We start from the raw sequence: 12,219 nt of genomic DNA on the forward strand, positions 1-12,219 counted from the left end.
CAACAGCGACAACAACAGCCAGCCACGATGCAGCGCGAAGGAACGAAGCGCAGCTGAACGGCCTGTTGCATAGCCCCACTATAGGGGCAGACGAAGATCACTGTCAGATTGCGGGCGCTTTACGGCCCTTTTACTCATCGGGGGAGTTAAGGCTGTGCCGCGGTCCTAAACTTGCCTAGGCTCGGCGCGCGGACCCGGTCTCGGTGGGCGATCATGGACCTGCCGCACCAGCTGCAGTATTCGATCGAGCATGGAGGACCACGATGACGTCGGCTCAAAGCGAGTCTCAGGCACTCGGCGATCTCGCCGCGCGGCAGCTTGCCAATGCGACCAAGACCGTCCCGCAGCTTTCGACCATCACGCCGCGCTGGTTGCTGCACCTGCTCAGCTGGGTGCCGGTCGAGGCGGGCCTCTACCGGGTGAACCGGGTGGTCAACCCCGAAGGCGTCGCGATCAAGGCCGAAGCGGGCGCCGGCACCGAAGAACCGCTGCCCGAGACCTACGTCGACTACGAGACCAGCCCGCGCGAATACACGCTGCGCAGCATCTCGACCCTGGTCGACATCCACACGCGGGTCTCCGACCTGTACTCGAGCCCGCACGACCAAATCGCCCAGCAGCTGCGGCTGACCATCGAGACGATCAAGGAACGCCAGGAATTCGAGCTGGTCAACAGCCCCGAGTACGGGCTGCTCGCGCAGGCGACTCCGGAGCAGACGATCCAGACCCTGGCCGGCGCCCCGACGCCCGACGACCTGGACGCGCTGATCACCAAGGTCTGGAAGACACCGAGTTTCTTCCTGACCCACCCGCTGGGCATCGCCGCGTTCGGCCGGGAGGCCACCTACCGGGGCGTGCCGCCGGTGGTCGTGAGCCTGTTCGGCGCGCAGTTCATCACCTGGCGCGGCATCCCGCTGATCCCGTCGGACAAGGTTCCGGTGGAGGACGGCAAGACCAAGTTCATCCTGGTGCGCACCGGTGAGGAGCGGCAGGGCGTCGTGGGACTCTTCCAGCCGGGCCTGGTCGGCGAACAGGCGCCGGGGCTGTCGGTGCGGTTCACCGGCATCAACCAGTCGGCGATCGCGACCTACCTCGTCACCCTCTACACGTCCCTGGCCGTGCTGACCGACGACGCGCTCGGCGTGCTCGACGGTGTCGCCGTGGACGAGTTCCATGAGTACAAGTGAGTACCGAGCGGTAGACGCCGAAAGCGACCTGCCGATCAGCGCTGCCGAACTCGCCGCGCTGGCCAGCCAGCTATACGCGGCCAGCATCCGCCCGGGCCCGGACAGCCCGCCCCAATCGGCGCCGGTCGCCCCGCGGGGCAGCGTGCCCGACGTCACGGCAGTGACGTCCGGGGGGCAGGCGGTCGCCGGGACCGCCGACGTCTACCCCACGCCGGTTCCCGCGCTGACGTTCACCGACATCTACGTTCCGGCTCCGACATCACCCGAGCCCGACGCCCCGCCGCAGACGGTGCCCGTCGCGCCGCGGGGCGGTGTGCCCGACACAACGGCGGCCACCTCGGCGGGGCAGGCGGCCGCGGGGACCGCCGATGTCTATCCGGCGCCGGTTCCTGCGCTGAATTTCACCGACATCTACCTCCCGGCTCCGACGTCACCCGAGCCCGAAGCCCCGCCGCAGACGGTGCCGGTGGCGCCGCGCGGGGGCGCGCCGGACACGACGGCCGCGCCGGCGGGTCCCTATCTGCCGCCCGGCGCCGCCCACCCGGCCGGATTCGGGGTACCTGGGGGCATCGTGCCGACGGTTCCCGGCGTGCTGGCCGGGTCGGCGCCGGCTGTTCCGGCGGCCGAGCGCAACTCGGCGCCGTGGTGGCTGCCCGAGGCTCCGGCGGTCGTCAACCTTGGCTGGTCTGACGCGCCGGTGGCCGCGCCGGTGGGCGACGAACAGAACTACCCCTTCCTGACGGCGACCGAGTCGGTGCCGCGATTGCCGGACGAGCACGAGGTGTTCGACGTCAACGCGATCCGGGCCGACTTCCCCATCCTGAAGGAGGTCGTCAACGGAAAGCCGTTGATCTGGTTCGACAATGCGGCGACAACCCAGAAGCCGCAGGTGGTCATCGACCGGCTGTCGTACTTCTACACACATGAGAACTCCAACATCCACCGTGCCGCGCACGAATTGGCGGCCCGGGCCACCGATGCTTACGAAGAGGCCCGCGACACCGTAGCCGATTTCATCGGCGCGCCAAGCTCCGAGAACATCGTGTTCGTGCGCGGTACCACCGAGGCCATCAACCTGGTGGCGCACGCGTGGGGCGGCAAGCATCTGCAACCTGGTGACGAGATCGTCATCACCCACCTCGAGCATCACGCCAACATCGTTCCCTGGCAACTGATTTCCCAGAAAACGGGAGCGATCCTCAAGGTGGCGCCGATCGACGATGCGGGCAACCTGCTGCTGAGCGAGTTCGAGGAACTGCTCGGGCCGCGGACCAAGCTGGTCGCGGCCACCCAGGTGTCCAACGCGTTGGGCACGGTGGTTCCGGCGGACAAGATCGTCGAGCTGGGGCACCGCTACGGCGCCAAGGTTTTGATCGACGGTGCCCAGTCGATTCAGCACATGCCGGTAGACGTCGCCGAACTCGGCGCCGATTTCTTCGTGTTCTCCGGGCATAAGATCTACGGCCCCACCGGAATCGGTGCGCTATACGGCACCGAGGAGGCGCTGACCGAGACGCCGCCATGGCAGGGTGGCGGTCACATGATCGCCGACGTCACCCTGGAACGGTCGCTTTATCAAGGTCCGCCGACCAAGTTCGAGGCCGGCACCGGCAACATCGCCGACGCGGTGGGGCTGACCGAGGCGCTGCGCTACGTACAGCGGTTGGGCATCGAGCGCATCGCGGCCTACGAGCATGCGCTGCTCGAGTACGCGACGCCGCGGCTGGCCGACATCCCCGGTGTCCGACTCGTGGGCACGGCGACCGAGAAAGCCAGCGTGCTGTCGTTCGTGCTGGCGGGACACGATCCGCTCGAAGTGGGTAAGGCGCTCAACGCGGAGGGCATCGCGGTGCGCGCCGGACATCACTGCGCGCAGCCGGCTCTGCGTCGCCTCGGGTTGGAGGCCACCGTTCGGCCGTCGTTCGCGTTCTACAACACGTTCGAGGAGATCGACGTCTTCCTGCGCGCGGTGCGGCGGATCGCCGAGGGCGGCACCAACGTCGGGTGAGCTGCTAGTTCGCGGCTAAGTGCCCGCGTACCAACCGAATACGCGTGAGGTCAAAAGCACGATGCCCAGTGAGACCAAGGCGACGACGGTGAGCCCGATGATCGCGACGACCAGCGGCCGCCATCCGGTGCGCGCGATCTGGCGGATGTCGGTGTTGAGCCCCACGCCGGCAAAGGTCAGCAGGAATGCCCATTTCGACACGTTGGCGAGGTTGGCGGTTTGGCCCTTGGTCAACCAGCCCGCGGTCGCGATCGCCGAGACCACCAGGAAGCCGAGCACGAACTTCGGGAACTTCGCCCAGATGAACGCGGCCTTGGCTTTCGCGCCGGGCGCGATCTCGTCGGCCTGCCCGCGTCCTGCCCAATAGAGCGCGAATCCCAGGACGACGAATCCGATCAACGCGTTACGCGTCGATTTGACCAGCACCGCGATCTTGCCGGCATGGTCGGAAAACAGATAACCGGTGGCCGTGGTCTCGGCCGTGTTGTCCACCGATAGTCCGGCCCACAACCCGAATTCGTTGTCGGTCAGCCCGATCGCGTGCCCCAGCGGCGGCAGCACGAACAACGACACCGCGCCCAAGGCCAGGATCGCCGCGATCGCGTAGCTGACGTCGGCATTGCGGGCCCGGATCGCGCCCTTCGCGGCCACAATGGCCGACACCCCGCAGATGGACGTGCCGATCGCCAACAGCGAGCCGAGCTTGCCGGACAACCCGAACGCGCGCGCCGCGACGATGATGATCGTTCCGGCGATCGTCATGTCCACCAGAATCTGCACCAGGCTGAGGCCGCCGAGTTTGGCGATCTCGCCGAGGACGAATCGCGAACCCAACGCCACGATGCCGACCTTGAGCCAGAATTCGTAAGTCTGCACGCCGGCCCGGAAGATCAGGTGCAGGCCGACGGTGTTGGTGATGAGCAGCCCAATCACGATGGCCCACAACACGTATTCGATGTCGGGCACCGTCCAGTGCTGGTGCTTGGCCACCGCGTTCCACCAGACCTGGGCGTACTTGCCCAGCACCCCGACTCCGATCAGGAGCAGGATGCCCGGCACGTAGTCGAGGGGACGGGTGCTGGTGAACGGGGCCTCGGCGGACGTTTCGTCGGGTTCGACGCGAACCGTGCTCACGCGGTCACCATGGGATCTTCGGGAGCACGTTGGCCACCGCGAGCGCGACGATCACACCGGCCACCGCGGTAGCCCACCAGTCCACCGATATCGAGCCGAGCCGCGCGGGCCGGGCCGGCCGTTGCGACGCGTCTTGCTCGCGCCCGTCACTCGGCGCGCGTTCACCCACGATGCTTGCTCCTCGTTCACGGTGGCCCTGGACGCCACATTCTGTGCGAATAGTGGCGTCTTGGACCGCGGCGACCAAGTGATTGGATCGCCCTGAATTTAGGTGGCGTGCGCGGTTTGCGCTCCGGTCAGGTTGGCAGGCCGAGCTTCTCGGCGTCCGCGCGGTACCGGTCCACCCACTCATCGGAGCGCTGGTCGGCCTGACGTTCCAGGACCGGCTCGGGCGCCAGGCCCGGGTCGAGCCCCAGCCCCTCCAGGATTGAGGCCACCACCTGAGTCAGGTTGCGCCACAACACCGGATACGGAATCTCCATCGGCTCGACGCCCTCGTCGGCGAACCAATTCCGCCAGCCCTCGTTCTGCGCGCGCAGCATGGTGACGACGTGCGCGATCGCGCCGGCGTGATAGGTAGCGCGTGCATCGCGAGCCGGGTCGGGCCGCCCTCGCCACACCCGCGTCTGCACCGCCCGCCAGAACGACACCGCCTGCGAAATCACGTCGGGCCGATGCACATAGATGAACAGCGGCTCCTCACCCACCACATCGGTGATCGCGGCCAACAGGCCGTCGCCGCTGCGATTCGGCAGGTTCTTCGCGCGGTTCAACAAGAGCGGCGTCTGGTTCCACATCAGCTTGCCGCCCCATATCCCGTTCGGCGTCCTGCCGACCGTGCGGATGTAGTCGCGCCAGATCTCGGGCGGCGCCAGGTCCGGCGTCCCGGCATCGAGCGGGTCGAGCAGCTGCAAGATCGACTCGTCCTCCACGCCGGCGAACCACTCGCGCGGCTGGGGCGCCTGGCTGGTGGCCGGCAGGTATTGGAAGAACTCCTGGGGCTCGCCGGCCACCCCAGTCGCGCGCAGCGACTCGACCAGCAGTGTGCTGCCGCTGCGCTGGGAGGCCAGCACCAGGTAGGAGGACGGGGTATCGGTCACCTGCCAAGCGTATCCGGGCGGAAATTCTCGTGCAGGTGGTGTTTAGGCTCAGCCTGAACCTAAACCTTGCTTTGAAAAGCGAAAGTCCGAACCGTATTCGTTTGACGGCGATAGCCAAACGGACGGTGGCCGTGAGCGCTCAACTTGGTTGTTGGCAACGGAAAACTCGGCAAGCGACGAGTCGCCATTCCGCATTCCCACGGCCGAGGCGCTCCGCAGCGTCTGTGACGTTCGCCGCATGTTGGTCCGGCCGTCTTCGAGCACCACCGCCGGGGCGCCCACTGGGCTGAATTCGGTCGCGGTGCGACGGAAAGATCATCGTCTCATCCTGGGCTTTTATTCGAATACTCGCGTGCCGGATGCCGCAGACGGCATGAACCCTCGGCCGAGTCCTTCTCGCCGCTGGATAAATTTCTTCGTGTTGATTGCAACCCTGACGCGGTCACAATCTTGCCCGTAAATTCCTTGCGTGGTCTACGCAGGCAAACTGACATCGCGGTCGGCGTGCCGCGATATCCGGTGCTTTCAAGCTGGTTAATTACGAGCGGATTAATTGCGTTAAGAGAATGGAAAAAGGGTTGATCCATATGGACGCCGGTCGGGCCGAGCGCGCCCTATGAACGGCACCGCCATTGCGAAGCCCATGAACGCGCTGGGCGATTTCTTCGTGCTCAGCGCCCAGGCGCTGGTCGCAGCGGTGCGGGGCCCGTGGGCATGGCGGGAGTTGCTCGAGCAGATCTGGTTCGTCGCCCGGGTTTCCATCTTCCCGACGATCATGTTGTCCATCCCGTACACGGTCCTCATCGTGTTCGTCCTGAACATCTTGCTGGTCGAGATCGGGGCCGGTGACCTCTCCGGCGCCGGCGCGGGGCTGGCATCGGTGACGCAGGTGGGGCCGGTCGTCACGGCGATGGTCGTCTCCGGCGCGGGGTCGACGGCGATGTGCGCCGACCTCGGCGCTCGGACGATTCGCGAAGAAATCGACGCCATGAAGGTGATCGGCGTCGATCCGATTCAGGCCCTTGTGGTGCCGCGCATCATCGCCGCCACCTTCGTTGCCGTCCTGCTGTACTCGGTGGTCGCTGTCACCGGGTTGACGGGGAGCTACGTTTTTGTGGTCTTCGTTCAGCACGTCACCCCGGGCGCGTTCGTGGCGGGAATGACCCTGGTCACCGGGCTTCCCCAAGTGGTGACTTCGCTGATCAAGGCGACCCTGTTCGGGTTGTCCGCGGGCCTGATCGCCTGCTACAAGGGCCTTTCGGTGGGCGGCGGACCCACCGGCGTCGGCAACGCCGTCAACGAGACGGTGGTCTTCTCCTTCATGGCGCTGTTCTTCATCAACATCGTGCTCACCGCGCTCGGCGTGAAGGTGACCGCCAAATGACCGGCGCGGCGCAGGAACCGTCCTGGTTCGTTACCGTCGGTCCGCGGCTGACCGATTACACCCGCAAGCTGGGTGAGCAGACCGAATTCTACGGAAAATCGCTGGCCTCCACCGTGGACGCGGTGCGCCGCTACCCCAACGAGCTGCTGCGGCTCATCGCCGAGATGGGCATGGGCACAGGGGCTTTGGCGGTGATCGGGGGGACCGTCGGCATCATCGGCTTCCTCACGCTGACCACCGGCGCCCTGGTCGCGGTGCAGGGTTACGACACGCTTTCCAACGTCGGGGTCGAGGCGCTGACGGGTTTTCTGTCGGCTTTCCTGAACGTTCGGATGATCGCGCCCTGCACGGCCGGTCTGGCATTGGCGGCCACGATCGGTGCCGGCGCGACGGCGCAACTGGGGGCCATGCGGATCAACGAGGAGATCGACGCGCTGGAAGTGATGGGTATCCGCGCCATCACGTATCTGTCGTCGACACGCATCATCGCCGGCGTGCTCGTCGTCATCCCGCTCTACGCCGTTGCTGTGCTGATGTCCTTCATCGCCGCCAAGTTCCTCACTATTTACAGCTACGGCCAGTCCCGCGGCGTGTACGAGCACTACTTCTCCACGTTCCTGCGCCCCACCGACTTGTTCTGGTCGTTTCTGGCGGCCCTGACCATGGCGACGGGTGTGATGGTCGTGCACACCTACTACGGTTTCACCGCGACCGGGGGTCCCGCCGGGGTGGGGGAGGCTGTCGGTCGTTCAGTGCGGTCATCGATGATCGTCACGGCGTTTGTCTGCCTGGCGATTTCGCTGTCCGTCTACGGGCAGTCCGGCAACTTCAACCTGTCCGGATGACCGCATGAGCAATCACAGCGCGGGCGGTCGGAGGCAACGAAATCGGGTCCGCCACAGCAGAATCGACCCGATCTGGTGGGCGCCGACGCTGTTCATCCTCATCGGCGCGATCATCGCGCTGACCGCGGGGGCGTTCTCGGGCAAATTCCAGGAAACGATCCCGCTGACCCTGGTGTCGGACCGGGCCGGTCTCGTGATGGAGCAGGGGGCAAAGGTCAAGCTGCGCGGCGTGCAGGTCGGTCAGGTCGGTTCGATCGGCACCGATGTGAAAGCGGCTCAGCTGCAGCTCAAGATGCAGCCCCGCCCGTTCAAGTTCCTGCCGAGCAACCTTGAGGCCGAGATCAAATCGACGACGGCATTCGGGTCGAAGTACGTCGACCTGATCGTGCCCGAACACCCCAGCGCGACCCCGCTCAAGCCCGGCGCGGTGCTGCGTTCCAGAAACGTCACGGTCGAGGTCAACACCGTTTTCGAAAACCTGCAATCGGTGGTCCATGCGATCGACCCGGCGAAGCTCAACGCGATCTTGTCCGCCTTCTCCGAAGCGTTGCGCGGAAAGGGGGAACGGATCGGCCAGGCCATCACCGGTGCCAACGACGTGCTGCTGACCGTCAATCCTCGGATGGACACCATCGACAAGGACTGGAGGCTGTTCGGCAAGACGACGGCGGTCTATTCCGATGCGGCCCAGAACATTTTGTCGATCCTCGACTCGGCGACTACGACCAGCAACACGCTGACCGAGAACCAGCGGTCGCTCGACACGCTGTTGTTGTCGGCGGTCGGCTTGAGCCAGACCGGCATCAACGTCATCGGCAGGAACGAATCCAACATCGTGCGGTCCATCAACCTGCTCGATCCGACCACGGCGCTGCTGAACAAGTACTCGCCGACGTTCACCTGCCTGTTCCAGGGCGCGCAATGGTACGTCGACCACGGCGGTCGAGACGCACTGGGCGGCAACGGTTACTCGGTGATCTTGGACGCCGGGCTGTTGTTCGGTGACGACCCCTACCGCTACCCGAAACACCTTCCGAAGACGAACGCCACCGGCGGCCCCGGGGGCAAGCCCAGCTGTGGGTCGCTGCCCGACCCGAGTGCCAACTTCCCGGTGCGTGCGCTGGTTACCGACACCGGGTGGGGTGCGGCTCCGAACGAGATCCGCACCAACATGGCCGTCGGCAATCCGTGGTGGGCGAACTGGTTCCCGACCACGAAGAACCCGCCGGAAGCGCCGCGCTACTTCTACCGTGGGGGACAACCGCCGCCGTGAAAAGACGAAAGATGTCCGCCATCATCGTGCGCATCGCCGCTTTCACGGCGGTGTGCGCGGTCTTCACGTTCACCCTGATCACCGTGTTCGGTCAATTTCGCTTCGAGGACCGCACCGGCTACCAGGCCGTTTTCACGAACATCTCCGGGGTGAAGTCCGGCAACTTCGTGCGCATCGCGGGGGTGGAGGTCGGCAAGGTCGGAGACCTGCACTTGCAGCGCGACGGCACCGTCGTGATCGGCTTCTCGGTGGACAAAGGTGTGCGCCTCACCGAGGGCACCAAAGCCCTTGTGCGCTATGAGAACTTGATCGGTGACCGATACCTCGCGCTCGAGGAGGGGCCCGGCTCCCCGCAGCGGCTACCGGCGGGCGCAACGATTCCGTTGGCCCGGACGTCGCCCGCATTGGACATCGATGCGCTGATCGGTGGGTTCCGGCCGCTGTTCCGGGCGCTGGACCCCGACCAGGTCAACGCGTTGTCCGGTCAATTGCTCCGAATCTTCCAGGGACAAGGTGGAACCCTCGCCTCGGTGCTGGCCCAGACCTCGATGCTGACCTCGACGCTGGCCGGGCGCAGTGAACTGATCAGCGAGCTGATCACAAACCTGAACACCGTGTTGCACACCTTTGCCACCCGCGATCGCGAGTTCTCCGACGGCCTCGACAAGCTGTCGGAGTTTGTGGATGGCTTGGCGCGGCGCAAAGACGACATCTCCACGGGGCTCGCCTACATCAACGCGGCGGCCGGTTCGGTCGCCGATCTCCTAGTCCAGGCCCGCCAGCCGATCAAAGACGTCGTGCACCAGACGGATCGCATGTCAGCGCAAGTGCTTTCGGATCGTGACTACGTCGACAACCTCCTCAAGCAACTGCCCGATATCTACCAGGTCCTGGCAAGACAAGGCCTCAACGGTGATTACTTCGGCTTTTACTTCTGCGAGGTCCTGATGAAAGTCAACGGAAAGGGCGGCAACCCGATCTTCATCAAGCTGGTCGGGCAGCCGAGCGGACGGTGCACGCCGCAATGAACCAGTCCAAAATCAAAGCCGGCGTCCGGCAAAGCCCATGGAAGATCGGCGCGATGGGTGTCTTCATGTTGGCCTGCGTGACCGTTGCGGCCTTCAACTACGAGAAGCTCCCATTCATCAAGAACACCAACGACTACGCGGCATACTTCTCCGAGGCCGGCGGCATTCGAACGGGTAACTCGGTGCGAGTTTCCGGGATGGGGGTCGGCAGGGTCACCGACATCAAATTGGAGGGGACCAAGGTCCGGGTCGGCTTCACCGTCCGCAAATTCATCACGCTGGGCGACCGCACCGAAGCCGCGATCAAGACCGAAACCATCCTCGGCGCCAAGATGCTCGAGCTCACCTCCCGCGGCGAGGGAAAGCTCTCGGGCACCATTCCCCTGAACAGGACCCACTCGCCGTACGACCTCCCCGATGCGCTCGGAGACCTGACCACACAGATCAGCGGGCTGGACACCGCGCAGTTATCCTCTGCTCTAACCACTTTGGCGGAAACCTTCAGGCAAACACCCTCGGAGGTCAGGCCCGCGTTGCAAGGTGTGGCCCGGTTCTCCGAGACACTGAACAACCGCGACACGCAGCTGCGCAACCTGCTGGGGAACGCGAACAAGGTCTCGACGGTGCTGGGCCGTCGCAGCCAACAGATCGCCGCTCTGGTGGCGGACTCCAATGCGCTGCTCGCGGCGCTGCTGGACGAACGCGATTCCATCGACGCGCTGATGAACAATCTCACCGCGGTGTCACATCAGGTTTCGGGGCTGGTCAACGACAACAGGACGCAGCTCAAGCCGGCCCTCGACAAGCTCAACGGCGTGCTCGAGGTCCTCGACAACCGCAAGCAGGACATCCAGGCGAGCCTGCCCAAATTCAAGCGCTACGCGATGTCGTTCGGCGAATGCCTAGGCTCTGGACCGTTTTTCAAGGCCTACGTGGCCAACCTGATACCAGGGCAGCTCAGCGGGCCGACGATCGATGCGCGCATGTACAACCGGTTCTTGGACCCCGAGCAGAAGCTGCCTTCTGAGTCGGTGGACCCGCCCACCGGAACGCCGCCCGTGCCGCCGGAGCAGGCGCCGCACCCCATTTGGTCTCAGCCCCCCTCACCGGGGCCGGCCCCGGGCCCACCGCCCGAGCCCGCGAACGCCGGCACGGGGGGACAGTGATGAGCCGGCGCACGCTGCAACGACTGACCGCGATCAGCCTGGTCGGCACCCTCGCCGTGGCTTCGTTCCTAATCGGCTCGAAGCTGTGGAAGGACGTCGAAAAGAACACCTACACGGCGTATTTCACCGAGGCGAACGGCCTGTTCGTCGGGGACGATGTGCGGATCCTCGGCGTCTCGGTCGGCGTTATCGACAAGATCGAGCCGCAACCCAACAGCTCCAAGGTGACGTTTTCCGTCGACAAGCAGTACGCCATCCCGGCCGACGCCCGCGCCGCGATCCTGTCGCCGTCCCTGGTGACGCCCCGGGCGGTTCAACTCGTTCCCGCGTACTCGGGCGGCCCGAAGCTGAGCCCCGGCGCCTCGATACCGCTCGGTCGCACGGCGGTTCCCGTCGAATGGGATGACTTCCGCAAGCAGCTGGAGAAACTGACCGAGGCGCTGCAGCCGACCTCCCCGGGCGGGGTGAATTCGGTCGGTGAATTCATCAACTCGACCGCCGACAACGTGCGCGGGCAGGGAGACACCGCCCGCGACACCGTTATCAAGCTCTCCGCGGCGATCTCGGCGCTCGGCGATCACGCCGACGACATCTTCAGCACCGTGCGCAATCTGCAGCTGTTGGTGTCGGCGCTGTCTTCCAGCAGTGATCTGCTGGCCTCGTTCAACCAGAACTTGGCCAGCGTGACGACGCTGCTCACCAACACACCCAACGAAGTCGCCACTGCCGTCAAGGGTCTCGACGGGGCGCTCACCGATCTGCGCGATTTCCTCTCCGAGAACCGGGAAGCGATGGGTGTCACGTTCGACCGGTTGGCTTCCGTCACGACCGCGTTGAACGACAGTCGCATGGACGTCAAACAGATCCTGCACATCGCCCCGACGGTGTTCCAGAACTTCCTCAACATCTACCAGCCGGCGCAAAGCGCGATGACCGGCATCATCGCGCTGAACAACTTCGCCGACATCCCACAGTGGATCTGCAGTTCCATCGAGGCCGCATGGCGGGCCCGCCTGGACCGGGCGTCGAAGCTGTGCCTGCAGTACATCAACCCGATCATCAAAAACCGCCTCTACAACTACATTCCGGCGGGG

Annotated in this window: 11 protein-coding genes; 8 read left to right on the forward strand and 3 right to left on the reverse strand. The window is 65.2% G+C overall.

Translation table 11 applies throughout. The features are described 5' to 3' along the window. Nucleotides 1-263: 263 nt before the first annotated feature. On the forward strand, nucleotides 264-1,187 hold the full coding sequence (locus A5709_RS02275; protein ID WP_068117656.1) for a family 2A encapsulin nanocompartment shell protein: 924 nt from the start codon (nucleotides 264-266) through the stop codon (nucleotides 1,185-1,187). After that, on the forward strand, nucleotides 1,174-3,195 hold the full coding sequence (locus A5709_RS02280) for a family 2A encapsulin nanocompartment cargo protein cysteine desulfurase (RefSeq protein ID WP_068117659.1): 2,022 nt from the start codon (nucleotides 1,174-1,176) through the stop codon (nucleotides 3,193-3,195). Before A5709_RS02275 ends, A5709_RS02280 begins: the two co-directional genes overlap by 14 nt. Before the next feature lie 15 nt (nucleotides 3,196-3,210). Here A5709_RS02280 and A5709_RS02285 read toward each other — a convergent pair whose 3' ends face one another. The 3 genes from A5709_RS02285 to A5709_RS02290 all read right to left on the reverse strand — a co-directional run bounded on the left by A5709_RS02285 (nucleotide 3,211) and on the right by A5709_RS02290 (nucleotide 5,429). Continuing rightward, nucleotides 3,211-4,329, reverse strand: coding sequence for a YeiH family protein (locus A5709_RS02285; RefSeq protein ID WP_067944027.1), 1,119 nt, complete (start codon nucleotides 4,327-4,329; stop codon nucleotides 3,211-3,213). 4 nt (nucleotides 4,330-4,333) lie between these two features. Next, the gene (locus tag A5709_RS28310; RefSeq protein ID WP_197501073.1) at nucleotides 4,334-4,498 is read right to left on the reverse strand and encodes a hypothetical protein; all 165 of its coding nucleotides are present in this window, start codon (nucleotides 4,496-4,498) and stop codon (nucleotides 4,334-4,336) included. 127 nt (nucleotides 4,499-4,625) lie between these two features. Continuing rightward, complete coding sequence (locus A5709_RS02290) at nucleotides 4,626-5,429, reverse strand: Stf0 family sulfotransferase (RefSeq protein WP_067944025.1); 804 nt, start codon at nucleotides 5,427-5,429, stop codon at nucleotides 4,626-4,628. A gap of 616 nt (nucleotides 5,430-6,045) precedes the next feature. Between A5709_RS02290 and A5709_RS02295 the strand changes: the two genes are divergently transcribed. From A5709_RS02295 to A5709_RS02320, 6 genes are all read left to right on the forward strand, one after another. After that, nucleotides 6,046-6,813, forward strand: coding sequence for an ABC transporter permease (locus tag A5709_RS02295; protein WP_067944024.1), 768 nt, complete (start codon nucleotides 6,046-6,048; stop codon nucleotides 6,811-6,813). Next, complete coding sequence (locus tag A5709_RS02300; RefSeq protein ID WP_067944022.1) at nucleotides 6,810-7,658, forward strand: ABC transporter permease; 849 nt, start codon at nucleotides 6,810-6,812, stop codon at nucleotides 7,656-7,658. Before A5709_RS02295 ends, A5709_RS02300 begins: the two co-directional genes overlap by 4 nt. 4 nt (nucleotides 7,659-7,662) lie before the next feature. Continuing rightward, complete coding sequence (locus A5709_RS02305; protein ID WP_068117662.1) at nucleotides 7,663-8,931, forward strand: MCE family protein; 1,269 nt, start codon at nucleotides 7,663-7,665, stop codon at nucleotides 8,929-8,931. An 11-nt stretch (nucleotides 8,932-8,942) separates the two neighbouring features. Then, nucleotides 8,943-9,959, forward strand: coding sequence for an MCE family protein (locus tag A5709_RS02310; protein ID WP_068117666.1), 1,017 nt, complete (start codon nucleotides 8,943-8,945; stop codon nucleotides 9,957-9,959). Beyond that, complete coding sequence (locus A5709_RS02315) at nucleotides 9,956-11,125, forward strand: MCE family protein (RefSeq protein ID WP_068117670.1); 1,170 nt, start codon at nucleotides 9,956-9,958, stop codon at nucleotides 11,123-11,125. Before A5709_RS02310 ends, A5709_RS02315 begins: the two co-directional genes overlap by 4 nt. Further along, nucleotides 11,125-12,219, forward strand: a 1,095-nt coding sequence (locus A5709_RS02320) for an MCE family protein (RefSeq protein WP_068117673.1), incomplete at its 3' end; no start/stop codon positions are given. The genes A5709_RS02315 and A5709_RS02320, both read left to right, overlap by 1 nt.

Source organism: Mycobacterium sp. E1386 (assembly GCF_001672745.1).
Lineage (GTDB): Bacteria > Actinomycetota > Actinomycetes > Mycobacteriales > Mycobacteriaceae > Mycobacterium.